The 23,658-nt window shown below is 42.7% G+C and carries 24 protein-coding genes; 15 read left to right on the forward strand and 9 right to left on the reverse strand.

Annotated features, from left to right (window positions below):
• Positions 1-47: 47 nt before the first annotated feature.
• Entirely contained in the window at positions 48-851 is an 804-nt protein-coding gene (locus ACFQWC_RS17365) for an RDD family protein (RefSeq protein ID WP_299741524.1), read from the forward strand.
• Between the two features lie 303 nt (positions 852-1,154).
• Complete coding sequence (locus ACFQWC_RS17370) at positions 1,155-3,116, forward strand: phospholipase D-like domain-containing protein (protein ID WP_377108682.1); 1,962 nt, start codon at positions 1,155-1,157, stop codon at positions 3,114-3,116.
• A 100-nt stretch (positions 3,117-3,216) separates the two neighbouring features.
• Here the strand turns inward: ACFQWC_RS17370 and ACFQWC_RS17375 are convergent, their stop codons facing one another.
• Positions 3,217-3,504 carry a hypothetical protein gene (locus tag ACFQWC_RS17375; RefSeq protein ID WP_044339178.1) on the reverse strand — a complete coding sequence of 96 codons (288 nt, stop codon included), beginning with the start codon at positions 3,502-3,504 and terminating at the stop codon, positions 3,217-3,219.
• A gap of 267 nt (positions 3,505-3,771) precedes the next feature.
• The gene (locus ACFQWC_RS17380) at positions 3,772-4,572 is read right to left on the reverse strand and encodes a VLRF1 family aeRF1-type release factor (RefSeq protein ID WP_377108685.1); all 801 of its coding nucleotides are present in this window, start codon (positions 4,570-4,572) and stop codon (positions 3,772-3,774) included.
• 134 nt (positions 4,573-4,706) lie between these two features.
• On the opposite strand from ACFQWC_RS17380, the gene ACFQWC_RS17385 reads away from it, so the two are divergent.
• Together ACFQWC_RS17385 and ACFQWC_RS17390 are read left to right on the forward strand one after the other, a co-directional pair.
• Positions 4,707-5,123: a GNAT family N-acetyltransferase gene (locus ACFQWC_RS17385; protein ID WP_299741532.1), complete on the forward strand. Its 417-nt coding sequence runs from the start codon at positions 4,707-4,709 to the stop codon at positions 5,121-5,123.
• Between the two features lie 164 nt (positions 5,124-5,287).
• On the forward strand, positions 5,288-5,521 hold the full coding sequence (locus tag ACFQWC_RS17390; protein WP_377108687.1) for a hypothetical protein: 234 nt from the start codon (positions 5,288-5,290) through the stop codon (positions 5,519-5,521).
• A 239-nt stretch (positions 5,522-5,760) separates the two neighbouring features.
• Here the strand turns inward: ACFQWC_RS17390 and aldA are convergent, their stop codons facing one another.
• Both aldA and ACFQWC_RS17400 read right to left on the reverse strand, forming a co-directional pair.
• Entirely contained in the window at positions 5,761-7,209 is a 1,449-nt protein-coding gene (aldA, locus tag ACFQWC_RS17395) for an aldehyde dehydrogenase (protein ID WP_377108689.1), read from the reverse strand.
• Positions 7,210-7,476: 267 nt separating this feature from the next.
• Positions 7,477-8,499, reverse strand: coding sequence for an NADP-dependent oxidoreductase (locus ACFQWC_RS17400; protein ID WP_299742641.1), 1,023 nt, complete (start codon positions 8,497-8,499; stop codon positions 7,477-7,479).
• A 110-nt stretch (positions 8,500-8,609) separates the two neighbouring features.
• On the opposite strand from ACFQWC_RS17400, the gene ACFQWC_RS17405 reads away from it, so the two are divergent.
• Complete coding sequence (locus tag ACFQWC_RS17405; RefSeq protein ID WP_299741537.1) at positions 8,610-9,542, forward strand: phosphotransferase; 933 nt, start codon at positions 8,610-8,612, stop codon at positions 9,540-9,542.
• Between the two features lie 26 nt (positions 9,543-9,568).
• Here ACFQWC_RS17405 and ACFQWC_RS17410 read toward each other — a convergent pair whose 3' ends face one another.
• Positions 9,569-10,072 (reverse strand): peroxiredoxin family protein, encoded by a 504-nt coding sequence (locus ACFQWC_RS17410; RefSeq protein ID WP_377108692.1) that lies wholly within the window; start codon positions 10,070-10,072, stop codon positions 9,569-9,571.
• Between the two features lie 170 nt (positions 10,073-10,242).
• Here ACFQWC_RS17410 and ACFQWC_RS17415 point away from each other — a divergent pair, with 170 nt between their 5' ends.
• On the forward strand, positions 10,243-10,560 hold the full coding sequence (locus ACFQWC_RS17415; RefSeq protein WP_299741541.1) for a phospholipase: 318 nt from the start codon (positions 10,243-10,245) through the stop codon (positions 10,558-10,560).
• 356 nt (positions 10,561-10,916) lie between these two features.
• On the forward strand, positions 10,917-12,014 hold the full coding sequence (locus ACFQWC_RS17420; RefSeq protein WP_377108694.1) for an acyltransferase: 1,098 nt from the start codon (positions 10,917-10,919) through the stop codon (positions 12,012-12,014).
• Positions 12,015-12,098: 84 nt separating this feature from the next.
• Here the strand turns inward: ACFQWC_RS17420 and ACFQWC_RS17425 are convergent, their stop codons facing one another.
• Positions 12,099-12,542 (reverse strand): GNAT family N-acetyltransferase, encoded by a 444-nt coding sequence (locus ACFQWC_RS17425; RefSeq protein WP_377108696.1) that lies wholly within the window; start codon positions 12,540-12,542, stop codon positions 12,099-12,101.
• Positions 12,543-12,829: 287 nt separating this feature from the next.
• Here ACFQWC_RS17425 and ACFQWC_RS17430 point away from each other — a divergent pair, with 287 nt between their 5' ends.
• On the forward strand, positions 12,830-13,549 hold the full coding sequence (locus tag ACFQWC_RS17430; RefSeq protein WP_299741547.1) for a 5-formyltetrahydrofolate cyclo-ligase: 720 nt from the start codon (positions 12,830-12,832) through the stop codon (positions 13,547-13,549).
• A gap of 148 nt (positions 13,550-13,697) precedes the next feature.
• Here the strand turns inward: ACFQWC_RS17430 and ACFQWC_RS17435 are convergent, their stop codons facing one another.
• The 3 genes from ACFQWC_RS17435 to ACFQWC_RS17445 form a co-directional block, all read right to left on the reverse strand.
• Positions 13,698-14,255 (reverse strand): beta-class carbonic anhydrase, encoded by a 558-nt coding sequence (locus tag ACFQWC_RS17435; protein WP_299741549.1) that lies wholly within the window; start codon positions 14,253-14,255, stop codon positions 13,698-13,700.
• Positions 14,256-14,290: 35 nt separating this feature from the next.
• Positions 14,291-14,788: a hypothetical protein gene (locus tag ACFQWC_RS17440; protein WP_299741550.1), complete on the reverse strand. Its 498-nt coding sequence runs from the start codon at positions 14,786-14,788 to the stop codon at positions 14,291-14,293.
• A 120-nt stretch (positions 14,789-14,908) separates the two neighbouring features.
• Positions 14,909-15,559 carry a cobalamin B12-binding domain-containing protein gene (locus tag ACFQWC_RS17445; RefSeq protein WP_299741552.1) on the reverse strand — a complete coding sequence of 217 codons (651 nt, stop codon included), beginning with the start codon at positions 15,557-15,559 and terminating at the stop codon, positions 14,909-14,911.
• Positions 15,560-15,905: 346 nt separating this feature from the next.
• Here ACFQWC_RS17445 and queF point away from each other — a divergent pair, with 346 nt between their 5' ends.
• The 7 genes from queF (at position 15,906) to ACFQWC_RS17480 (ending at position 23,649) form a co-directional block, all read left to right on the forward strand.
• Positions 15,906-16,403 carry a preQ(1) synthase gene (queF, locus tag ACFQWC_RS17450; protein ID WP_034761195.1) on the forward strand — a complete coding sequence of 166 codons (498 nt, stop codon included), beginning with the start codon at positions 15,906-15,908 and terminating at the stop codon, positions 16,401-16,403.
• A gap of 125 nt (positions 16,404-16,528) precedes the next feature.
• Positions 16,529-17,428, forward strand: a complete 900-nt coding sequence (locus tag ACFQWC_RS17455) for an EamA family transporter (RefSeq protein WP_299741560.1) — start codon at positions 16,529-16,531, stop codon at positions 17,426-17,428.
• A 255-nt stretch (positions 17,429-17,683) separates the two neighbouring features.
• Entirely contained in the window at positions 17,684-18,532 is an 849-nt protein-coding gene (locus tag ACFQWC_RS17460) for a YitT family protein (RefSeq protein WP_299741562.1), read from the forward strand.
• Between the two features lie 123 nt (positions 18,533-18,655).
• The gene (locus tag ACFQWC_RS17465) at positions 18,656-20,293 is read left to right on the forward strand and encodes a DUF2339 domain-containing protein (protein ID WP_299741563.1); all 1,638 of its coding nucleotides are present in this window, start codon (positions 18,656-18,658) and stop codon (positions 20,291-20,293) included.
• A 79-nt stretch (positions 20,294-20,372) separates the two neighbouring features.
• Complete coding sequence (locus ACFQWC_RS17470; protein WP_098351140.1) at positions 20,373-20,486, forward strand: RAxF-45 family protein; 114 nt, start codon at positions 20,373-20,375, stop codon at positions 20,484-20,486.
• Positions 20,487-20,710: 224 nt separating this feature from the next.
• Positions 20,711-22,588 (forward strand): ribosomal protection-like ABC-F family protein, encoded by a 1,878-nt coding sequence (gene abc-f, locus ACFQWC_RS17475; RefSeq protein WP_377108702.1) that lies wholly within the window; start codon positions 20,711-20,713, stop codon positions 22,586-22,588.
• 86 nt (positions 22,589-22,674) lie between these two features.
• On the forward strand, positions 22,675-23,649 hold the full coding sequence (locus ACFQWC_RS17480) for an NAD(P)/FAD-dependent oxidoreductase (protein WP_377108704.1): 975 nt from the start codon (positions 22,675-22,677) through the stop codon (positions 23,647-23,649).
• Positions 23,650-23,658 lie beyond the last annotated feature (9 nt).

Consider the following 23,658-nt stretch of genomic DNA (forward strand, 5'->3'; position numbering starts at 1 on the left):
AATAGAAACCATTAAAGGTAAATTCATCCATAAGGGAGGGGATTGTAATGCATGAAGAACAAGTCGATATTAGAACCCCCGAATATGTTTCCCTGCAATTTCAGCCTGCAGGTTTAGGGAGCAGGGCTGCAGCCCTGATGATTGATCAGCTGCTGTTAACAATCGTAAACATCCTGATCCTTGTGCTCCTGTTTTTTGTGACGTCGGGGAATAATGGCATATTTAGTATGTTGGAAATCAACTCGACACTGTGGGGGATCGCCATCATCGCCATCTTCTTTCTCAACTGGGGGTATTTCTTTGCTTTAGAATTCTTCTGGGGTGGAAAGACGGTAGGGAAGCGATTATTGGGAATCCGGGTGATGCAGGAAAACGGACACAGTGTTACTCTCTTATCCTGTTTTATTCGCAATCTATTAAGAATCATCGATATGCTTCCTGTTTCCTATTTCATAGGTATGGTCATGATCTTCCTTCATTCTAAACATAAGAGGGTGGGGGATCTTGTAGCCGGAACCATCGTTGTTCATGAGCGACGCGTCAAAGGGAAACGAAAAGAAAAAGCCATCGTGAAGGAAATCCGCCGACGCGGCTTGAGGAAAGAGGATTTAACGGTGGAAGAGTGGGAATTAAAGCAGCTCGGTGCGAAAGAATGGAATCTGATTAAAACGTACAGTAACCGATTCGTTCAGCTCCCCCTTTCAGAACGAAACCAATTAACCAAAAAGCTTGCTCTGATCCTCTATCCGAAACTGGGATTAGAAATACAGGATAAAACCTATGAGGAGCTTGAGGATACCCTTCTCCTTTTATACCTGGCATTAAGCGAAGAGTGGGAATTTGAATGGTAGAAAGCAGCAGAGTCTGGAGAGGGCTTTGCTGTTTTTTTATTTGTCAGATGACAAGGACTTTATACCTGATAAAGATTCCTTGTGGCTATTAAAGCAATCTTTCAAGAAATTAGATAATGACATAGAAAATTAATTAAATATAGTAGGATAATGGTGATAGAGGTTTACAATCACTAAACGTAATTTACAAAATAATTAGAAAAATAGTGTCCATTATCCCATTACATTACAAAATGCGACAAAATATACTTGTACTGTAATCATATAAATATATTTGTTATTTGCATTGAAAGGGGAAAGGGTATGAGGACGAAAAAGATATCTTTATCAATTGTCAGTATATTGTTTTTACTTACTGGAGGTTTCATCCAGCCTCAGGAATATATGGACAAGAGTATGGCGGCCGCACCCGGGTCTGCTGTCATCAATGAAGTGGCCTGGATGGGGACAACGGGATCCTATAACAATGAATGGATTGAATTGCACAATACAACCTCATCAGATCTATCCATAGATGGATGGGTGCTTGGAGCCCAGGATGGATCACCGAGTATCGGGTTAAGCGGTACAGTATCGCCAAACGACTATTTTCTTTTGGAAAGAACGAGTGATGGAACGATTTCAAATGTCGCAGCGGATCAAATCTATACAGGAAGCCTTGGGAATTCCAATGAAGTTCTGTATTTGAAAGATACCTCCGGCTCCATCATCGATGAAGTGAACAGCTGGTACGCTGGTGACAACACCACGAAAGCCACGATGGAACGAAACGACCGTTCTATCAGCGGTACGGATCCGGCCAACTGGAGCACAGCAACGGCTTCCTATGAAGGTGGATTTGGTACTCCTAAAGCAGCTAACTCACCGGCTCCAAGCAGTAATGGCAGCGAATCCCTCACGAATGTAAGCGAGGAACTTGGAGCCATCAACGTTTATTTCAACAAAAGCGCCTCCACTCAATACGCAATGCCGGGCAACGAAGCAAACTACAACGTGAACCTAGAAGATCGTCTCATTGAACGTTTGAATGAAGCAACCACGTCAATTGACTTTGCCACTTATGAAATCAATTTGCCCAGAGTGGTCGATACGCTGATGGCAAAAGCAGCACAAGGTGTGGACGTTCGAATCCTGGCTGATGCCAAGGATGGATCGGATCCTCATTACGCTGAACGCTATGAAACCATGCGTCTATACTTGGAAAAGCTTGTCCGAGGTCAGGATGGAGTAGTGGGATCAGCGGATGACGCTCATATCTTATCAGATTCCCCTATGTTTGTAGTCGAAGATACCGTGAAGCGGGCAGCTTATAATTTACCTGCAAGCTTCAGTGATTTCCCAGAGCGAAACGTGGCGGTTGGCAGCACGGTGACAACGGGCTATATGTTTGTAGAAGGAGAATTGAAAGGAACGGACAACTATTATTCTCCTGGGAATCAAATGCATAATAAATTTGCCGTGGTAGATGGAAAGTGGGTCTTCACAGGAAGTTGGAATTTCACCGTAACAGGCTTATATGGTTCTGAGGAAAACATGAACCAGGGGATCCTCGACGGAAACCAGCAGCATGTCGTGGAGGTTCACTCTCCGGAACTCGCTTCTATTTATAAGACAGAGTTTGACGAAATGTGGGGAAGTGGAACCACGACGCCAAATAACACGGTATCCAACTTTAGCACACGGAAAGTAGATAACACGCCTCATACGGTGACGATCGGAGGGGATAGGGTGGAAGTATATTTCTCATCCGGGGACGATGCCGTTGGACGTATGACAGAACTTGTAAAAACAGAGGCAGATGAAAATGCCTACTTTACGATTTTCGCTTGGAGCGACCAGGCCCTTGTGGACGAATTAAAGAACAAGTGGGAAGGTAGCTATGTGGATAACCAGGGGGCGCTGACAGGCTTTGATGTGAAAGGTCTATTCGATGCAAGCTTCTGGAATCAATGGTGGTCGGCGAGCATTGAAATGACAGGAAGAACGGCTACGCAAACGAGCACTAACAATCCAAACACGCGCTGGGCAAACCCTGCACCCGTGTACCAGGCAAATGAAAGCCGGAAGCTCCATGCCAAAACCATGCTCATTGATGCCGGCACAAACAGCGACCCGACCGTCATCGTAGGATCGACCAACTGGAGTGAAAACGGTAATAATGTGAATGATGAAAACATGCTTATCATCCATGATGATGCCATCACGAATCAATTCCTGCAGGAGTTTAACGCGAGGTATGTGAATGCTGGTGGGGTTGTGCAGTAAGGGTTGGAGAATAAAAATGTGAAGATGTGGGATGGGTTTTATAAATGAAAACGGATGGTTCTCATGGGAGAATCATCCGTTATTCCGTTGGTGCCAGTATTTACTCCATCCCCGGAGCCTTCTGAATTTCAAAAATAAGTACAATTGCAGTGATCGCATGGGCAATCAATCGGATGACCGGGAAGAAGTTTAAGAAGGAAGCAAGGATACCAAGGGCACTTCCAAGGATCGGCTGATCTTCTGATCTTGAGATATACAACACGCTCGCATGCCACAGAGCCACTAAACACAGGAGAAAAGGGATAGCATCTCCAGCAATATTGCCAAAGATAGGAACAGCTAAAAACAATTCGATTGAAAAGGACAACCATTTAATTCGTGAAAGCACGGACACACACCTCCTTATTTCAGTGTATGAATGAATGGGGGGCGTGTGCCTGTTTGAGGGAATTGTTTTTGGGGGAGGGGAAGATTGGTGGAGGAGGGCATTGGGCTGAATTTGTCTATGTATATAGAATGGCATATATAATGAAAAATATGGCATGGAAATCCCGGAAATGGCAGTTCGAAATACCCAGCGGAAAGCAACTCTCACCTAACTTGTTCTCTAACCAATAGAGCCCGCCTTCTCATTCTAAGAAGGTGGGCTCTACGATTATGCCAGAAGTTTCTCTATAACCTTATGTTCATTCTCATTCAGCAAGTTTTTACCGATTGTTTCGTGAACCTCTTTATTCATGCTATCTTCCAATACAGCGGCTTCTTCTTTATCCCCGACGAGGACGATTCGTTCCCATTTTTCATCGGCGGCCTTTTTGTCCAGGATGCTGCCGAGGCTTTTCCACCAGCGTTGTTGGTTGGCCTTGAGGCGATTTTCGAATTCTTCCTGCTGATTGGCTTTTCCGCCGCCGCTTCCCATGCTGACGTCTGCGTGGTGAGGACCTTCATGCTTTCGCCAATCATCTGTTTCTAAATCGAACTCCATAAATTCGCTGGACTGAATCTCTCCAAAGGCAGAGGTGAGGATTTTGATTTGATTTTGCTGAAGAAGCACGAGTCCTGTGTAAGGATAATCTTTATGCAGGGATTTTAATTGATCCAGATGAGGGTTCTCCTCCCAATAGAAATTCGTTTCAACGGGTACTTGAAGTTCGAAGGTTTCCCAAATACCGCTATCTGCTGAGGCGAAGATGATAAAGCTTCTTGGCAGTTCACGTTCTAAACTATATACATAGTTTTCTACTTTCGGACGGATCGATTGAAGCCTTTCTTTTTCCTCGGGAGCACTTTCAAGGTATTCTTCCAGGCGGTTGAATCCGTTTTTGAGGGCGATTTTCCATTCGCCTCCCTGTTGATCGGGATCGCTGCGGTCCGTATTCAAGTATACAGTCAATAATTTATCAGGTTTTTGTAAGTACAAGTTTTCCAGTACGCTCAGTGTTTTTTTGAAAGGCATGTAATTCCTCCTTATAAAATGCTTACTTTTCATATAAACGGTAGAGACCCCTCTTAAACATCATTTTGTAAAAAAAGGAATTGACGAAAGGGATTTTATAGGAAAAAATAGGAGGGGATAAGGGAGGAGAACCAATGAATATAGAGAAGCAGTGGGTCCAGGAAGATAGCGATTACATACGTAAGAAATTAATCGAATACAATATGTCACAAGTAGATGAGCAGACAAAGACACCCCTGGAGCAAATCAGTTTTGTTATGAGAAACGATGAAGATGAAATCGTTGGCGGAGTGGTCGGAGAAATGTTCTGGCATCATCTCCATATTGATTATCTGTGGGTGGCAGATGACTATCGGCATGGAGGGTACGGCTCCAAACTGATTCACAGGATAGAAGAGCACGCCAGGGAGAAGGGATGCCATCTCGTTATATTAGATACATTCAGCTTTCAGGCCCCTCATTTTTATCAAAAATTAGGGTATAAGGAATTTGGTGTCCTTAAAGATTTTCCTAAGGGCCAAAGTCAGTATTTTATGGAGAAACGATTGTAGCAACCAGCCGGGACTGGTTGCTTTTTTTTCGATTGTAGGTTCCTTCTATAAAATCTCCAATATGCTTTTGAAGCCATTTTCTTAAAGAAATCAGATAAATCATGTTTTATGTTCTTTCCATCGGGTAAATATGTACTAAATAACACACGACGGGAGAGAATAAAGTGAGCTATATTAACCAGGGTAGAGAGCGTATTCAATTTGATCGAAAGGGTAAGGAAAAGGATTTACATATTCTGGAGTGCACACATTGTGAGAATGAATTCCGTTCATCGATGAATGTCAACCAAATCGAGTGCTCACATTGTTCAACATCTACAGATCCTAAATTGGACCTTTCAATTTTTAAAGTCATCGGATTTATTGAAAATCTTCAAGGGAGTGAAGTTCGTTGCTAAACAAGGACAAATTAGCCGATTTGAAAATGGATTTTAACGATATTCTTTGGATGAGTTCCGGAGTTGCCATTATTCTATTATTACTCGCTTTAGCAAATTTCTTTATCCTAGCCTAATCATATTGTTGTGATCGGAAAAGTCCTGTACGCTTAGCAGGGCTTTTTTTGTTGGGCGAAACTCTCCATTGAAATAGCCTGCCCGCTTTTAGGAATAAAGCGGGCAGGCTTTTCTTTTAGTTGTTATCCTTTATAATTTTCATCATACTCAAGATAAACAACATGAGTTTCCAGGTATTCGTTAAGGCCGTGTTTTCCATCTGCTCCGCCGATTCCGGATTGACCTCGACCAGCGTGGAAACCATTGATGGCTTCGAAATTTTCCCGATTGACAAAGGTTTCGCCATATCGAAGTTCATTGGAGGCTCTCATGATCTCATGAAGATTTTCACTGAAGATGGATGAAGAAAGACCATATTCAGTATCGTTGGCAAGCTCGATGACTTCATCAAAATCCTTGTATGTCATAATTGGAAGGACCGGTCCAAAGATCTCTTCCTGAATAATCTCCATATCCTGTTTTACATCTACGAGAATGGTAGGCTCGTAGTAGAAACCTTTATCCATATTGAGCGGTTTCCCGCCGGTAAGGATTTTTGCTCCTTTTTCAACGGCTGTATTAACCATTTCAGTTACGGTGTCAAGTCGATCTTTATTCACAAGAGGTCCGATGTCGTTATCCCGGTTTGTCGGATCTCCGACAGTCGTATTTTTCATCGCTTCGGTCATTTTGCTTATGAATTCCTCTGCTATATCCTCGTGGACATACACTCGTTCTGCGTTCGTGCATGCCTGCCCGGAGTTGGTGATTCTCGACGTTTTGATCTTTTCAACGGCAAGATCAATATTTGCATGCTTGGTGACGATGGCAGGTGCCTTCCCCCCAAGCTCCAGGTTTACTTTTGTAATGGACTTCGATGCGGCCTCCATCACTTTTGAACCAGCCGGGTAGCTTCCCGTCATGGATACCATGCGTATTTTAGGATGGCTGGACATTGGGTTTCCGATATCGGACCCTTTACCCGTTACCAGGTTGAAGACTCCTTTTGGCAATCCGACTTCGTCTATGATCTTAGCAAACTCACATGCGGTATTTGGCGTGTATTGACTTGGTTTCATTACAATCGTACAACCTGTCACAATCGCAGGGGCAACTTTCCTGGCGAGGATGAACATCGGAAAGTTCCACGGTACGATTCCTGCTACGACACCGATCGGTTTTTTGTAAACAAGGATGTTTTCATTCGAGCGCTCACTTTCAAGGATTTCACCTTCATATCTTAACGCCCAACCCGCCATGTACCGGAAATACTCGATGGCAAAATCGAGCTCACCCTCAGAGGCATCCAACGTTTTCCCGTTTTCTTCTGTCAGCATTTGAACAAATTGGTCTTTCCGTTCCTCCAGCTTATCGGCTATTTTATATAAATAGGAAGCACGCTCCTTGGAAGGGACCTTCTCCCACGAAAGAAAAGTAGAATGAGCAGCATCAATCGCGTGATTCACATCCTCTTCCGTCCCCATCTGAATGGAAGAAATCGTCTCCTCATTCGCAGGATTGATCACGTCCAGCGTATCCTTCGACGTACTATCCACAAACTCACCATTAATATACATCTGATACTTCTTCACGATTACTCCTCCTTGTAGAACTCTTTCTTATCATATCTCCTCCTTTTCCCGTTCAATGGGGAGGGATAAACATGGGGATGTGCGAGGGACCTCAATCACTCATATATTAACCTCTGAAATCTGAATACAAAGGGGGCTAAGTGAGTTTGTGGGTTCGGTTTTGGAGATAAAATGATTAGAGGGACGGACCTCATCCACTCAATCCTTCAATCGAAACGCTGATTTAATAGGATTTGAGTAAAAATGGAGGTCCGTCCCTCAGAAGGGCTACTTGCTTGATTCTGCGATTTTGACGAGTTGTTTGCCGATGTTTTTGCCTTGGAAGAGTCCGAGGAAGGCGTCGGTTACGTTTTCTAAGCCTTCTGTGATGGTTTCTTCGTATTGGAGTTTTCCTTGGGAAAGCCATTGGCCGAGTTCTGTTGCCCCTTCTTTGAAGCGGTCATTGTAGTCGTTGACGACAAAGCCTTTCATGAGTGCGCTTGATTTGATTAATCTGGTTTGTACGCGGGGGCCCAGGTCACGATCCGTTTTGTTATAAGAAGAAATCGCTCCGCATACTGGTACGCGTGCATGCTTATTTAGTAAACTAAGGGCAGCGTCACCAATTTCACCACCAACGTTTTCGAAATACACATCGATGCCGTTTGGACACGCTTCTTTTAACGCAGTATAGATGTTGTCCGTTGTTTTGTAGTTGATTCCTTCGTCGAATCCAAGCGTATCTGTCAGATAGCTTACTTTTTCATCCGAACCTGCAATCCCGACGACACGGGCTCCTTTGATTTTGGCGATTTGTCCAACTACAGAGCCGACTGCACCTGCAGCACCGGATACAACCACGGTTTCGCCTTCTTTCGGTTGACCGATGTCAAGGAGTCCGAAATAAGCGGTCAATCCAGTCATTCCCAGTATACTAAGGTGAGTAGAAATAGGAGCGACTTCAGGATCGATTGAGCGGATCTGCTTTTCGTCTGCAAGGGAATACTCCTGCCATGGCAGCATTCCTACAACGAAATCTCCTTTTTGGAAGTGTCCGGATTCTGACTCAACGACTTCTCCAACGGCTCCGCCAGCCAACGCTTCGTTCAATTGGAATGGTTCTACATACGACTTGGCATCAGACATTCTGCCCCGCATATAAGGATCCACGGAAAGATAAAGAGTCTTGACTAATACTTGACCTTCGGATGGTTTAGGAACTTCAATCTCTTTAAAGTTGAAATCCTCTTTAACAGGCATTCCTTCAGGACGGGCGACTAATTGAATTTGTTGCTGCTTTTCAGGTAACATCATGATTCCTCCCCGTAATTTAAGCTAGAATATATTTTCCGATTACTTGAAACTTATCACATGGAGTTTAGGTTCTACAAAGAATAACACTTGAGAAAGGTGGGGTGAATGTGGCGAATAGTTGGGATGCGGAGGTCGCTGTCACCATTGAACAGGCAAAAGCATTAATCGAGAATCAATTCCCGGAACTTCATCCAGCAAAAATTGACATCATTGACTATGGATTCGATAACACGGTCATGAATGTAAACAGTAGTTGGGTCTTTCGATTTCCACGACGGGAAATCGCCGTGAAGCTTTTAGAAACAGAAGGAAAGCTCTTACCGCTGCTCGATGCAAAGAATCTCGGACTCCGAATTCCGGTTCCGACCTTTTTTGGAGAGTCTTCCCCTCAATACAAATGGCCTTTTCTAGGCTACCGGTATGTCGAAGGAACGATTCCATCCCGAGCAAGTGGGGTAGTTAGAGAAGGGGAGTCAGCCCTTAAGTTGGCATGGTTTCTAAAGAAACTTCATCTGACGGATGTTTCAGAGGCCTTGAAACGGGGAGTACCTTATGATGAATTGAATCGTTTAGATGTTGAAAAACGAATCCCTGCTTTGGAGAAAAACATTCAGGAAATCATAGAACTAAACCTTTTTTTCCAGGCTGGAAAGTTAAAAGACTATCTTAAATACGTACCAATAAAGCCATTACCATCAGAAACCACACTGGTTCATGGCGACCTTCATTTTAAAAATATGGTTGTGAATGAGAATGGAATCTTATCAGGGATTCTGGATTGGGGTGACGTTCATATTGGCCATCGAGCCATTGATCTTAACCTCGCGTACAGTTATCTCAATCCCGCGGGACGGGAGTTGTTTTTTAAAGAATATGGCGAGGTAGAGGAAGTTGAGTTGGAATATGCCCGGTTCAAAGCCATCTGCACAAACGTTGTTCTGCTTCTTTATGGCTATCATGAAGAGCAGCCTCATACAGTTGCAGAAGCGCAGAAAAGTTTAGAACGTGCATTAAGAAGAGGGACGGACCTTGATGAGTAACATCAAGGTCCGTCCCTCTTCAGATATCATTTAACGTTCTTTTGAATATACTTCACGATTTTTCTCAGTTCATTCGCGTGTGGACGGCCAAAGGGGCTCGTTTGTCTTTGCTGGTACATGGTTTGTCCTTTTTCGTTCACAAGGAAGTAAGCCGGTTCACCATGCTGTCCGTGATCCTCATAAGGGGCATCCTCATCGTGATAGAACACATCATAAGCTTTGATAGCCTCTAGTTTTTCGTCGGCTAAAACCGGAAATGTTAAATCCTCTTTGTTCGCAAACTCTTGTAAGTCCTCCAGTTTATCACTGGAAATCGCAACTATGTGAACATTATGTTTTTCAAAATCCTCTTTGTTTGCTTGAAGTTCTCTTAACTCTTCCTGACATACCGGGCACCATGAGCCCCTGAAGAAAACGATAAGATGCCAGCTTTGATGTTCTTTTTGATGGTCCTCGAACGAGAACGTCTCACCTGAAACTGCCGGGAGCGTGAAATTTGGTACCGTATCATTTAATTGAAAAGTTGCCATTATTCATTCCTCCTATTTGTTTTCTTTCTAGTCAGATAGGCGTTAGGACAAACCTAACCAAATCATGAACATACAATAAAGTAATATATTTTGCTTACATGAAGTGTATTTCCCTTCATGCAAGAAACAAAACGTATGAATGTGTAAAGTGAGTAGAAAGGACGAAGGGTATGAGAAGAAATAAGACAGGTCCGAATCTGTGTGTGTTCCCAGGATACAAATGGTGCGGACCGGGATGCAGCGGCCCCGGTGCCCCCATCAATTCAGTTGACGCAGCATGTAAAGCCCATGATCTATGCTATGAGCAATACGGTCCAAGTTGCCGGTGTGATCGGATGTTCATGAGAAGACTTAAGAACGAAATCAATCCGGAGACTCAAAAAGGAAGGCATGCCTTTCTTCTTTATCAATATATGAAGCTCCAGACAAGGGTTACGTGTCAGGGGGATCGGTGTGGGAGGAATCGGTGTCGGGGGTCGTGGATTTAGGTATTAACCGCTTTGAGTGATCAAGCGGTTTTATTTTATTTGGAGTTAGAAGTGTATATAATCCAGTTATTTCCTCTTCTTCAAGTAAGTTGATGTTGAAATTTGTCGTTATTTGTTGAAAAATGGCTAGTGTACCCTATAAGACATTGTTCTTATTTTAGTAAATGATAATGCACAACTATTTTAATTTAAATAGATTTAACCCTGATTACAAAGGATTCCTTGAAGGTATTGTGGTATGAAAGTATTCCAAACGAAATTAGAACCAAAGTTGCCTTTTAAATTTGTACAGGGATTTTCATGCCTGATTCTATTACAATTACCTATGTTATTGTCAGCAAGAAAGGGGAGAGACTGTGTCAACAAAAAAGAAAAAATACCTCTTTGAAATACATTTTTTAAGAGCATTTGCTTGTTTAGCTGTTTTAGGAGTTCACGTATCAGCTACTTATTACTCCATGAATGATAATACGTTTAATTGGTTTTCATACTTCTTAAATCAAGTAGGTCGTTTTGGAACGCCTATATTTGTTGTGATTGCCGGTTTTCTATTATTCTATCAAGTAAAAAGAAACACGTATTCCTTTAATAAATTTGTCACTTCCAGAATATCAAAAATCATTATGCCATTGATACTATGGAGCTTGGTCTATCGTTTCTTGCTCTATTATTTTGATAATCAACAGATTGGAGCAATAAAGACAGAACTTGTGAAGATCTTTACAGGCGGTCACTTCTATCATCTCTATTTTATTGCTATTATCGTTCAATTTTATTTTATCTTTCCTATTCTGCAAAAAGTATTCAGAACGAAAATGGGATTGATTATATTAACCGTCATCTCATTTTTTATCAGTTATAATATGATCGGGTTTGACCCTGGAATTGAAGGATTTATCGGAAACTTTATGGCAAGTAAATCATTTATGCCGTTATGGATTTTCTATTTCTCATTCGGTGGACTATTGGCCTTCTTCTGGGAGGATATTAGGGATTTTGCAACAGACTTTCCTTGGATGATGTTAGCCTTATCATTACTCATAACAGCAGGAGCAATCGTAGAGTATACACTCAATGGAGATCTGACCAACAGAAGAGCAAGTAATTTATTAAATATACCTCTATTAAGCATTGCTACAATTGGAATGTATCCTTTACTTTCTCATTGGAGTGTTTTGAAAAAGCCTCTGACGTTATTAGGAAAGTATTCTATGGGGATATACCTGATTCACCCCTTTGTTCTTCACTTGATGAAAATTTATTTACCTGCTTCTACGTGGAATATGATGTATTTGCCAGTAACATTTGTCGCCGTGTTAGTAATTTGTGTAGGATTGATCCGACTTATCCAGCAGGTTCCATTTAGCAGTTATTTCATTCCAGTACCAAAAATCAAAAAAACACCAAACAAAGAAAGTGTAAGGAATGTCTCATCAAAAGAAGCTACAGCATAGACGAAAGAACCGGGTTGAACGCCCGGTTCTTTTTTTGTGTGAACCTATAAATTGAGCCAAGTCGATTGAACTCCGGCAACCTTTTCACTTCAAGGGAAGAGTGTAGTGATACACGGTCTCTTCCTTTATATAACCATTCTTTTCATACAATGCCTGGGCATGAACATTGTCCCGGTCGGTTTCCAAAATAAGCGACTTTGCATTGGTTTGCTCAGCGTACTCTTTGGCAGCGTCTAATAATATCTGTCCGGCCCCTTGATTTCGTGCTTCTTGAGAAACATAGAGGTCGTTCAGTTTCCATATCCGCTCCATGTAAATAGAGGAGAAAGAAGGGTACAACTGTGTGAAGCCTACATAACTTTCTTTTTCGACCGCAACAAAAATGACAGATTCATCCCGTGATAATCGTTCTTCAAGATACCGTTTTGCTGCAGACCTATCTGTCACTTGATGATAAAACATACGATAAGAATTAAAAAGGTCCACAATTCCTTCTAAGTCTGAAAGTCGTGCCCGAGCTACCTTCATCCAATCCCTCCCTATATACATTATTTTATGAGAGTGGGGAGAGAACATGCTTGTGATGATGAGAATGATGTAGGGGAGGAAAAGGTCTGTTCTCGAGAAGAATAATAGGTAAGATCTGAAAAAGAGGTTAAAGAGACGGAAAATGTTGCATTCAAGGTGGATAATGCAAGCCCGGGAATGGATAAAGATAGTGTATTGCGCCTGTTTTAATCATTCCAGTATTTTGTATAATGATACTGAAAAAGTTTTAGTTCTATCGATTTGAAAAAAAGGGGGAAAGCAAAAGTATGATTGAGAAAGATGAAATCAGGCATAAAGTATGGAATCGGTTGACGGAAAATAAATTAGGCCGGTTTCCATTTCCGTTAGTTGGCCGGATTCCGAATTTCAAAGGGGCAGAAAAGGCAGCCGAGTTTGTTCAGAGTATGGATATTTACAAGGATGCTCAAGTGGTAAAAGTAAACCCAGATGCACCGCAGCTTCCACTTCGGGCAACTGTGTTGAAAGACGGGAAAACCTTGCTCATTCCAACACCGCGCTTGAAGGACGGATTTGTCATGATTAAGCCTGAATGGGTGCCCCGGGGAGAAGAGAAAAAGGCAGCGAGTATCAAGCATATGAACTCTTACGGTCAAGTCGTGCCGCTCACGGACATACCTCCCATTGACCTAATCGTCGTAGGTTCCGTTGCGATTCATCGTGATGGGAGAAGGCTTGGAAAAGGAGAGGGATATGCCGATCGTGAATATGCCATCCTGCGTGAAATCGGAAACAAACCAGTGCCGGTCATCACCACCATTAACAGTGAGCAGCTTGTAGGTGACGACATCCCAAGAGATTCCTATGACCTGGCCGTCGACTGGATCATCACCGAAGAAGGCATTACAGAAACCCGCACTCCATACCCAAAACCACACGGCATCGAATGGGACCACGTAACCGAAGACGAAATGGAGAAGATGCCAATTCTGAAGGAGTTGAAGAATTTCTCTGGAGGCGCACTTTAAATTATAATCAATTGGCAAGAATGCTATAGGGACGGGCTTTTGTGAAAATTGGAGGTCCGTCCCTCTAAAAAAATCCCTGAAGGCAAATTCGCCTTCAGGGATTTTTGGGTAATGCTTGTCGCCTCTGGGCAAAGCCCTTCTGCTTTTCTTAGTATCCTTCTACTACCAAATCAAGTTTCCCTGTTTCAGGACTGATGACAAGTCCGTGGACAGGAATCTTTTTATCCATCAATGGATGGTTTTTGATCATGTCGACGCTGTGGGCGACGCTTTCCTGTACTGAGCTGAAGCCTTTCAGCCAGTCGTGGAGGTCGATGCCGGAGTAGTTGACGGTGTCGAGTGTTTCTTCTGGAATCCCACGGTCCTTCATTTTGTCCAGGATTTTGTGGCTGTCAATGGCGCTCATGCCGCAGTCATGGTGACCGATTACGAGTACTTCGTCGGCTTGAAGCTCATACACCGCAACGAGGAGGCTGCGCATGATACTACCGAATGGGTGACTCACTACCGCACCGGCGTTTTTAACGATTTTCACGTCGCCATTTTTCATGTTCATGGATTTAGGCAGAAGCTCCACTAGACGGGTATCCATACAAGTAAGAATGACTAAGCGTTTGTCTGGAAACTTGGTTGTTCTGTACTCTTCGTACGATTGTTCTTGTACAAACTGTTGGTTGTAATCAAGTATGTTCGTTAATAATGTCATGTCGTCTTCTCCAATCTCCTATAAAATTTTTTTTATCACTTCACATTTTGTTGAAGGTGATTTTCTATCTCTTTTATTTTATCCATAATTTCTTGTCGATTCCAATCAGAAGTATTTGAAAGCTTCAAATAAAGAGAAGATACTTTAGCCAATACTTCTGTCAAATTCGGTTCTTTTCGTGGATACGTGGATTTACCCATGAGGTCAAATAAGCCATTCATTTGATCTGACACTTTCTTATACTGATCATCTTTTGAAATGACCGCTACATGGAAATATTGCTGCATATCTGAAAACTGATAAAAAATATCGAACAGTTCAAATGTGCTGTTTTTCTTCAGGTTCAATTCAATTTCACCGAAGGGATTTTTATGAATAATCCGAGCGAACTTTGGGGAACTTTCTTCTTCTATAATAGACATGAAGTTTTCCCCGGGCTTTAAAAGGTCGTACCCTGTATTGGAAGCATCAATTAAATTAAATTGCCTATCCAATAGTAAATAAGGAATCGGGCATAAATGCAGGTTTTCCACATGATCACTCCTTTGGGCAGGTTAATGGACGTCATTGCCCCGTTCCTCGCTACAGAGAAGGTTTCATGTGGGATAACATTCAGTGAACCTTATTATGTTTGGCTATTTAGGATTAAGGAGTTAGCCTTTCTGGAAGACAAGCTGTTCAGACATATCTGTCAGATACGCATTGAGCTCTAACAAGTCATTAAAGCTTTCTACCTGTGGTTTCTCCAGAAAATCGAGGGTATAGTTTGAAATCAATCGGCCCCCAACTAGAATTTCAACTTCTTGATTATGCTCTCTAATCTCTTCGATGCACTCTTTCAATCGAGTTAGTTCCGTTGTCATACCGATGGATATTCCAATGGCATGAGGTTTCCAAGCATTAATGAAGGTCAATGCATCTTTGACAGGGACATTGGCTCCTAAGTAACGAGTATTCCATTGCTTTTCTTTGAATACTTCGTTAGCAAGCTCCAACCCCAGACTGTGATGTTCACCCTCTATACAAAATAAAAGAGCTTTAGGGTGGTTTTCTAAAGCTTCTTGATGGGTAAATACGGTAGCAAGTAAATATTTAAGAGTTGCAGTAGCCAGATGCTCATCTGCAACGGTAATTTGATTCTTCTCCCAAAGATCACCAATTCTATACATAGATGGTTTTATGATTTTCTCGTAAAAAGTAAAATTATCTATTTTTGAGTGAATAGAAGACGAATGTAATTCCATTAATGAATGCACGTCTCCTGCGAGAATAGACTTGGTGAAAGCCTTGACCAGCTGATTCATTTATGATCACTCCCAGCAAAAATACCAATTACTATATTCAATAGATAGAATTGAAATTCCTGCTACAAATTTCAATCTATAATTGGATTGACTTTCCCTATATTCTTATTTAATATAACCTCTGTATCACTAATAATCGCTCAAGTACCTGAGAGAGGTTCATAGCATTAACCCTCTATAAAAAACTATGGTTCTATGAATCAAACATGTGGTTTTCTTAAACATGTTATCCTTTAAGCGTAACAGGATATAACAATTTTTGCAATTTTACTGCCTGTTACTCCGATTCTTAGGCTAATGCTATGTCCTCCTTCATTCGAGGCACTCTGAAGAGGAGGATTTTTACATGTCAGGAAGAAAAGACGAAGATTTAACAGATCTATCATTATTAGGAAATCAAGGAACAAATTACTTATTCGAGTATGCTCCACACATTTTGGAAGCATTCGACAATAAGCATCCAAACCGGGACTATTTTGTGAAATTCAACTGTCCTGAATTCACAAGTCTCTGTCCGAAAACAGGTCAACCGGATTTCGCTACCATCTACATTAGCTATATACCAGGTGAAAAGATGGTGGAAAGCAAATCACTCAAACTCTATCTATTCAGCTTCAGAAATCATGGTGATTTCCACGAAGACTGCATGAACATCATCATGAACGATCTGATCGAATTAATGGACCCTCGTTATATCGAAGTATGGGGGAAATTCACCCCACGCGGTGGAATAAGCATTGATCCATACTGCAACTACGGGAAGCCTGGTACCAAATACGAAACGATGGCCGACCACCGGTTGATGAATCATGACTTGTATCCTGAGAAGATAGATAATCGATAGTATGGAAGGACGATTCCACTCAAGGAATCGTTCTTTTTTTGTTTAATGATAGGCTGATATTTCTATTGCCGAAATAAATAGCGAGGGCTATACTTGCGAGAGAGTTAGAAAAAGGAGGGAGCGGGATGAAACCATTAAACGCATCTCTTTGTGTGCTGATCGGTGCCAGCTCATACGGAATTCATGCTTCTGTCGTGAAGCTTGGATTTGATGAAGGATACTCGGTGTCAGAAGTGACGGGTGTTCAATATTTATTTGGAGTGGCGATGCTATTCCTTGCTTTTCTTTTTACGAAAAAAATTAACCTAAGTAAGAAACATTGGATTTCGCTCCTTGGAGTCGGGGTTTTACTCAGTATGACGGGGATCTTTTATGGACTCAGTCTTCATGCAGTACCTGCATCCATTGCGGTAGTCATGCTTTTTCAGTTTACGTGGATAGGCGTTTTGATTGAATCCATCTATATGAAGAAACTTCCTTCCAATAAAAAGTTGGTGTCTGTATTATTTCTTTGGATGGGAACTCTCTTGGCAGGCGGAATCGGCTCTTCATCAGGCTTCAGATGGATGGAAAACAGTATGGGGATCCTATTTGGATTCTTTGCAGCCATCACCTTCGCCCTGTTTATTTTCTTCAGCGGAAAAGTGGCGAAAGAAGTACCGACGATTCAGAAGAGCATGATGATCACCCTTGGTGGTCTGCTCGTCGTCCTTATCGCGTTTCGCCCGGCTTTTCTAACAGAACCGGTGCAAATTGTAGAGATGGCTGACTTCGGCTTTCTTGTCGGGATATTCGGAAGCATCCTTCCTGTCGTATTCTTCGCCATTGGCACACCACATATCGATTCGAGTCTATCGACCATCATGGGGGCAGCGGAACTTCCGGCTGCAATCCTTGCAGCCATGTGGATCTTGCAGGAGCAGGTCCTTCCCTTGCAGTTCATTGGCATCCTGCTCATATTAATCGGGATTGCCATTCCCCAGTTTCATATAAGACCTACCCAACCACGGAAACAATACGGGTAAAAGGAAGCTCTCTTCTATGATGAAGGGAGCTGCTTTACGGTGGAGGCTAAAACTCCTCTTATACCCTGAATGTTAACTCTTAAACCTAAATCCCATCCTCATCACATCTGCAAACCCTTCCAATTTTCACAATTATTAAACCTTATTTTTTTACCCGTATTCCCTTTACAAAGGGTCTTTATGGGCTTTATAATCCCGTTGTTCAACTCTTTACGGAAAACCAAAAAAATTTTAAAGAAAAAGGAGGTTGCGGTGATGCGACAAAGAATATTTTCCTTCTTAATGATGAATCTCGGTGCATTTCTTGTTTCGGTGAATGTCCATTTTTTCTTATCGCCTAATAATTTAGCGACAGGGGGAGTCAGTGGATTGTCGATCATCATGAACGATCTATTTCCGGGTCTTTCACTTGGACTGTTCATGATCATTATCAATATCGTGTTATTTATCGTCGGTGTGATCTTTCTCGGGTTTAACTTCGGTGCGAAAACCATTTACGCAAGTTTCGCCCTTTCATTCTATGTCTGGTTATTAGAGAAATTTGCTCCGATGAGTGCGCCATTAAGTGATGATATATTGATTCAATTGATCATCGGTCAATGCATTGCCGCAACCGGGATGGCCATTGTGTTCAACCAGCAGGCATCAACGGGTGGAACGGATATCGTGGCCCTGATCTTTAATAAATATTTCAATATAGATGTTGGCAGAGGCGTTTTACTGGCAGATTTATCAATCGCCATGTCCTCAGCCGTACTATTCGGACCGCAAGTCGGTATGTATGCATTCTTCGGTGTCATCCTGAACGGTCTGGTTATCGATTATGCATTGCAACAATTCAATTCAAATAAAGAGATTGTGATCATCAGCCGATACAGCGATGAAATCAAATCTTACATCGTCCATGAACTTGGAAAAGGAGCGACGATCCATACGGCAACGGGAGCCTTCACTTCCGACGAAAAGGAAGTTATTACAACGATCCTTGGTCGCAAGGACTTTTCCAAGTTAAAAGGGTTCATCACCCAGGTCGATAATCGTGCCTTCATCACGGTTCATACGATGAATGAAATACTAGGTCAAAACTTTAAACGACTGGCATAGAAACGAAGCTTCACCTTTATACAGGGTGGAGCTTTTTTATGTGCAAAAATAATTTTCGACCACAAAAAAATAAAGGAAAATATTAGACTCTTCCTGTATAAATAGAAGGGAGGGGGTGGAAATATGGAGAAAGAAGAGTTTGAACGCCTGGAACGAAAAATCAGCACTCTGGAAAAAGAGCTATACCTTGTGAAAAGGCAGTTGATTCAAGCGAAAAGTGAAAGTGAAGCGACTGTCATTCAAAAAGCAGAAGTGTATGAAGAACCTGAGAAGCAGATCCCTGCTGAGGAAAATGAGCACTTCATTGAAAAAGAGCCCTTCGACTTTTCAGTGGAACGCTGGCTTCCGAAAGTGTTTCTGTTTGTGTTATTGATAGGCAGTATCTGGGGCTTTATGGCTGCTTCTCAAAATGGCTGGGTTACGCCCGGATTGAGGGTGTTAACGGGGGCTGTCATCAGTATTGGGATGTATTTCTTAGGAGAACGGTATATCAGGGATCAGAGGAAATTAGCCCTCACACTGCTATCGGGAAGCATCGTCCTTGCGATCATTACGTTATTCTCAGCAAACATCTTATATGGATATATAAGTGGACTCATCACGAATCTACTATTACTCGTCATTATTTCTCTCGGACTGTGGACTTCCCATAAGCATGGTTCTGAAGTGATCCTGTGCTTGATCGGGGCAGGAGCGTATCTGTTTCCGTTTCTTTTTGCAGGGGATGAGCGGAATGAGTGGTTGTTTTACGGATATGAGTTAGTATTGTTCTTTGTTTTAATGACGTTCAGTACGGTGAAACGATACCGGATTGCCTGGAATATACACTATTATTTACTTTATTTCTCATTGTTTTTCTTTGCGGCCTTCGGGGTAGGGGCGATGACGCTGACCATTCTGATTCCATTTGCGATTCAGCATGCCTATGTTTTACTGTTGATCGTGCTGGGCCGGGATGAGCGGGTAAGTGCCGAAATGATTCCTGCTTTGGTATCAGGCTCATTTATCCTTCTTGGATTGTTGAATGATATTTACGCAGTGATCCCGCTCTTTTATTATGTGACTTTCGCTGCGGTGTATATCGGCGTATCGTTCATTGAACCGAAGGAAAAGAAACAAACAAAGGATGTTCTGCTGGTCTTAGGTTTCCTGCATGTGCTCCTCTTCTTACTTGAACTATTCGAATACGATTGGCGCTTTGTCTTAGTCGGCATTCAGGCTACTGCCCTTTTATGGCTTGCGGGAAGAAGGGAAAGCTATCTTGGTTTGATCGCTTCCATTCTTTTGATGATGGGTTCATTCCTCGGGGTACCGGGTGGTGCATCTGATGATTTCTTTACGATTGAGCTGCCGATTTTTGTGATCGCTTTTGGGTATGTGCATCTGTTTTCCCGCTACAATAAGAGTGAGTCCTCGTTCTTAAACGTGTCGACAACGGCGATTAAAGTCGTGTTGACGGGGCTTGTGATGTTCTTCGTATTACGTTTAACGGATTTCATTGTGATCGGCTGGGAATATACCCCGCGGACAACCGCCTTCACCGTAGCGATTGCGGCTCTGTCCATTGCTTATCTCATCTTCGGTGAAAGCAGGAAGGACACCTTTTACCGCTGGGTGGGGATCAGCTTTTTAGCTCTGGCATTGATCAAATTCTTCCTGGCAGATCTCGTGTTCCTGGATTTCACGATCCGTGCCATGATCCTGATTCCAATCGGGGCGATCGGTCTTGTGTTATCAAGAATTTTATATAAAAAGAAATAAACACATTGCAAAAGCTTTCAGAATAATTATATAATGATGATATTAACTAACGTGTAATGGAGAAGGAGGTGGAATTGAGATGAATCGTTCTGTAGGGTTGCGTGGAAAGTATTTAGACTATATTTACATTTGCCGTGCAATTTTTCATGCATTTGCGTTCAAGGGGACACGTATGCCCTTTTTCAGCAAGTGAATATGAATACTGAACGGTAAGAGGTCTCAATTCCAATCACTTTTCTATAAAGAATCGGAAAAAGGGGGCGTTTTCGCTCTCTTTTTTTATGTCTTCTTTTATAAAAGGGGGAAATGCGTACAATCGCATTTCATGTCAGCCATGGGTGAGCCTTCTGCTTCCTCATGGCTTTTTTGTGATAAAAACCTCTTACCTTAAAATAGATGACCGAAAGGAAGAGGAAAATGATACTATGCAGTGCACAGGAATTAAGCAAGATGTTTGGAGGACATTTAATATTTGAGGAATTATCCTTTGAAATACCGGAAAGAACAAGAATCGGTCTCGTTGGCAGAAATGGGACGGGGAAGACGACGATTTTTAAATTATTATCAGGAGTAGAATCCCCTGATAAAGGTCTCGTTCATTTAAAAAAGGGAGCCAAGGTAGGCTATCTTGCGCAAATCCCTCACTATCAGGAAGGGACGAAAGGTCTCGACGTATTGCGCTCTGCGTTTTCAGATTTAATCAAGACTGGTGAGCGCTTAAAAGAGTTGGAATTTCAAATGGGGATGGAGCAGGATGCTGATACTCTCAATCATTTATTAGAGGAGTACGGCAAAATTCAGGACGGATTCACCCTTGCCGGGGGATATGAAATTGAATCCAACATTTCAAAAATCGTCAATGGATTGGATATTCATGAACTGATCGAGAAGGACTTCAATGACTGCAGCGGCGGTGAACAAACAAAGCTTTGTTTAGGGTTGATCCTATTGCAAAAGCCTGACCTCCTGCTCCTTGACGAACCCACGAACCACTTGGATATTGGAGCCGTCGAGTGGCTGGAGGAATTTTTGAAGGAGTATGAAGGAGCCGTCGTCTGTATCTCCCATGATCGCTATTTTCTCGATAACGTGGTTACAAAGGTGTATGACTTAGAGGATGGGGAATTAACGATTTATCACACGAACTACTCCGGTTTCGTGAAGGAAAAGGAAGAACGTCTGATGATCGAATTTCAGGCCTATCAGGAGCAACAGAAGAAAATTAAGAAAATGAAAGAGGCCATCAAACGATTGAAGGAATGGGCGAATCAGGCCAATCCTCCTAATGAAGCTTTGCATAAACGGGCACGTAACATGGAGAGGGCGTTAGAACGGATGGAGAAGATCAAGCGCCCGATTCTGGACCGCAAGAAGATGGGATTGGAGTTTGAAGAAAGTGATCGAAGCGGGAAAATCGTGTTTTCCATGGAAGATGTTTCAAAGTCTTATGGAGACAAAAGCTTGTTCAGTGACGCCGATCTCCTCGTCCATTTCAAGGATCGCACGGCGATTGTCGGGCAGAATGGAACCGGTAAATCAACGATTATCAGAATGCTTCTCGGAGAAGAAACCGCCGATGCAGGTGTTGTGAAGATCGGAAGCAATGTGAAATTAGGCTATCTTTCTCAACACTTTACGGTGGCGGATCCTAGTGTTCGTTTGATTGATGCGTTTCGGGAAGAGGTTCCCGTGACAGAGGGGGATGCACGGCATATTCTAGCTAAATTTTTATTTTATGGACCGAATGTGTTTCGACGAGTAGGTCAGCTGAGCGGTGGGGAAAAAATGAGACTCCGCCTTGCACAATTGATGCATCAGGACATTAATTTCCTTGTCCTTGATGAGCCGACGAACCATCTGGATATTGATTCACGGGAGGTGTTGGAGGATGCCCTGGAGGACTTTAAAGGCACGATATTGGCTGTCTCTCATGATCGGTATTTTTTAAATAAGTTATTTAAGAAAACGTACTGGATTCATAAAGGGGAGCTCTATTTCTTTGATGGACCCTATAGCTGGGCAAAAGAAAAGCTGCCTGAGCTGGTTCCCCAGGAAGTGCCTGCAACACCCGTGAAAAAACAAGCAGCCCCTAAAGCTGTGCCGAAAAAAGCGTCGCGGACGATGGAGGAAATAGAAGCTGAGCTTGAACAGGTTGAAGAAGAAATTTTTGCTATTGAAGAGAAGCTTCTCGCACAAGGGGACTTGGACATTCTTCAGGAGTTATATAGGGAAAAAGAACAGAAAGAGCAGGATCGGGACAAAATGTATCAGGAGTTAGAAGAATTATTGGCGTAGGGAAGAAGGGGGATGACGACGGAGTCATCTCCCTTCCATTATTTCCAAAGACCTTTGTATAATGAAAAAAGAGAGGATGAGAAGAAATGACAACGAAAGAAGTGATTATCATAGGTGGCGGCTTGTCGGGAATCATGGCTGCCAGAACGTTAATAGAAAATGGAATAACGGATATCCTGATCATTGAAAAGAGTAAAAGTGTCGGAGGGCGACTCGCCACAAGAAGGATACAAAAAGGAAAAGCGGATCACGGTGCCCAATTCTTCACAGTGCGTTCCGCAGGACTTCAAAAGGATGTAGAGAATTGGCTCCAATCAGGCTGGATCAAAAGATGGTTCGGCAACCCCTACCCGCGATACACCTCCGTTAATGGAATGAACGCCCTTGCCCAAAAACTGGCCGAAACACTTCCTATAAACCTCAACACAAAAGTCTCCTCCATCCGTGATGGGAGGGACGGACCTCTGGAAGTGGTGCTGGATAATGGTGAAAAGATCATTGGGGAACATATCATTGTAACGGCTCCCGTACCTCAGGCCCTTACATTGCTGTCTGAAGTCAGGGGCACGGAGCTGTTGAACACTATCACATTCGCTCCATGCTTCGTAGGTATGTTCACCTTTGCTAATGAGAGCATCGTACCTGCACCGGGACATAAAGACGAACAGCTGCCCCCGGGAGTAGAACGGGTGGTGGATCATCACAAGAAAGGAATTTCTTCTACCGTAACGGTGAGTGTGTATATGACGGGAGTCTGGTCGAAGAAGCGCTTTGACCTGGAGGACGACACCATTTTGGGTGAAATTCAGAAGGTTGCAGAGCTTCATCTGGGAGAGGGAAATCAATTGGTCGATGCTCAATTGAAACGTTGGAAATATGCTGAGGCAGAAGAAGTCGTTCGCTCTCCTTATGTGGAACTTGGAAGTGATAAGCGGGTTATGGTTTGTGGAGATGCCTTTTTAAGAGAAAAGGATGAAGCAGGACGAACACGGTTTGAAAGTGCTTATTTATCCGGGATTTCAGCCGGGGAAAGAGTGGCAGAAAAGCTGAAGGGAACATGAACTGTGTAA

It is taken from the genome of Rossellomorea sp. GCM10028870 (assembly GCF_042666755.1).
GTDB lineage: Bacteria > Bacillota > Bacilli > Bacillales > Bacillaceae_B > Rossellomorea.

Excerpts from the sequence above, each read along its gene's own strand:
- ACFQWC_RS17365 (WP_299741524.1), top strand. The coding sequence starts at position 48 with ATGCATGAAGAACAAGTCGATATTAGAACCCCCGAATATGTTTCCCTG.
- ACFQWC_RS17370 (WP_377108682.1), top strand. The coding sequence starts at position 1,155 with ATGAGGACGAAAAAGATATCTTTATCAATTGTCAGTATATTGTTTTTA.
- ACFQWC_RS17380 (WP_377108685.1), bottom strand. The coding sequence starts at position 4,572 with ATGCCTTTCAAAAAAACACTGAGCGTACTGGAAAACTTGTACTTACAA.
- ACFQWC_RS17385 (WP_299741532.1), top strand. The coding sequence starts at position 4,707 with ATGAATATAGAGAAGCAGTGGGTCCAGGAAGATAGCGATTACATACGT.
- ACFQWC_RS17400 (WP_299742641.1), bottom strand. The coding sequence starts at position 8,499 with ATGTTACCTGAAAAGCAGCAACAAATTCAATTAGTCGCCCGTCCTGAA.
- ACFQWC_RS17410 (WP_377108692.1), bottom strand. The coding sequence starts at position 10,072 with ATGGCAACTTTTCAATTAAATGATACGGTACCAAATTTCACGCTCCCG.
- ACFQWC_RS17415 (WP_299741541.1), top strand. The coding sequence starts at position 10,243 with ATGAGAAGAAATAAGACAGGTCCGAATCTGTGTGTGTTCCCAGGATAC.
- ACFQWC_RS17425 (WP_377108696.1), bottom strand. The coding sequence starts at position 12,542 with ATGAAGGTAGCTCGGGCACGACTTTCAGACTTAGAAGGAATTGTGGAC.
- ACFQWC_RS17430 (WP_299741547.1), top strand. The coding sequence starts at position 12,830 with ATGATTGAGAAAGATGAAATCAGGCATAAAGTATGGAATCGGTTGACG.
- ACFQWC_RS17435 (WP_299741549.1), bottom strand. The coding sequence starts at position 14,255 with ATGACATTATTAACGAACATACTTGATTACAACCAACAGTTTGTACAA.
- ACFQWC_RS17445 (WP_299741552.1), bottom strand. The coding sequence starts at position 15,559 with ATGAATCAGCTGGTCAAGGCTTTCACCAAGTCTATTCTCGCAGGAGAC.
- queF (WP_034761195.1), top strand. The coding sequence starts at position 15,906 with ATGTCAGGAAGAAAAGACGAAGATTTAACAGATCTATCATTATTAGGA.
- ACFQWC_RS17455 (WP_299741560.1), top strand. The coding sequence starts at position 16,529 with ATGAAACCATTAAACGCATCTCTTTGTGTGCTGATCGGTGCCAGCTCA.
- ACFQWC_RS17460 (WP_299741562.1), top strand. The coding sequence starts at position 17,684 with ATGCGACAAAGAATATTTTCCTTCTTAATGATGAATCTCGGTGCATTT.
- ACFQWC_RS17465 (WP_299741563.1), top strand. The coding sequence starts at position 18,656 with ATGGAGAAAGAAGAGTTTGAACGCCTGGAACGAAAAATCAGCACTCTG.
- ACFQWC_RS17470 (WP_098351140.1), top strand. The coding sequence starts at position 20,373 with ATGAATCGTTCTGTAGGGTTGCGTGGAAAGTATTTAGACTATATTTAC.
- abc-f (WP_377108702.1), top strand. The coding sequence starts at position 20,711 with ATGATACTATGCAGTGCACAGGAATTAAGCAAGATGTTTGGAGGACAT.
- ACFQWC_RS17480 (WP_377108704.1), top strand. The coding sequence starts at position 22,675 with ATGACAACGAAAGAAGTGATTATCATAGGTGGCGGCTTGTCGGGAATC.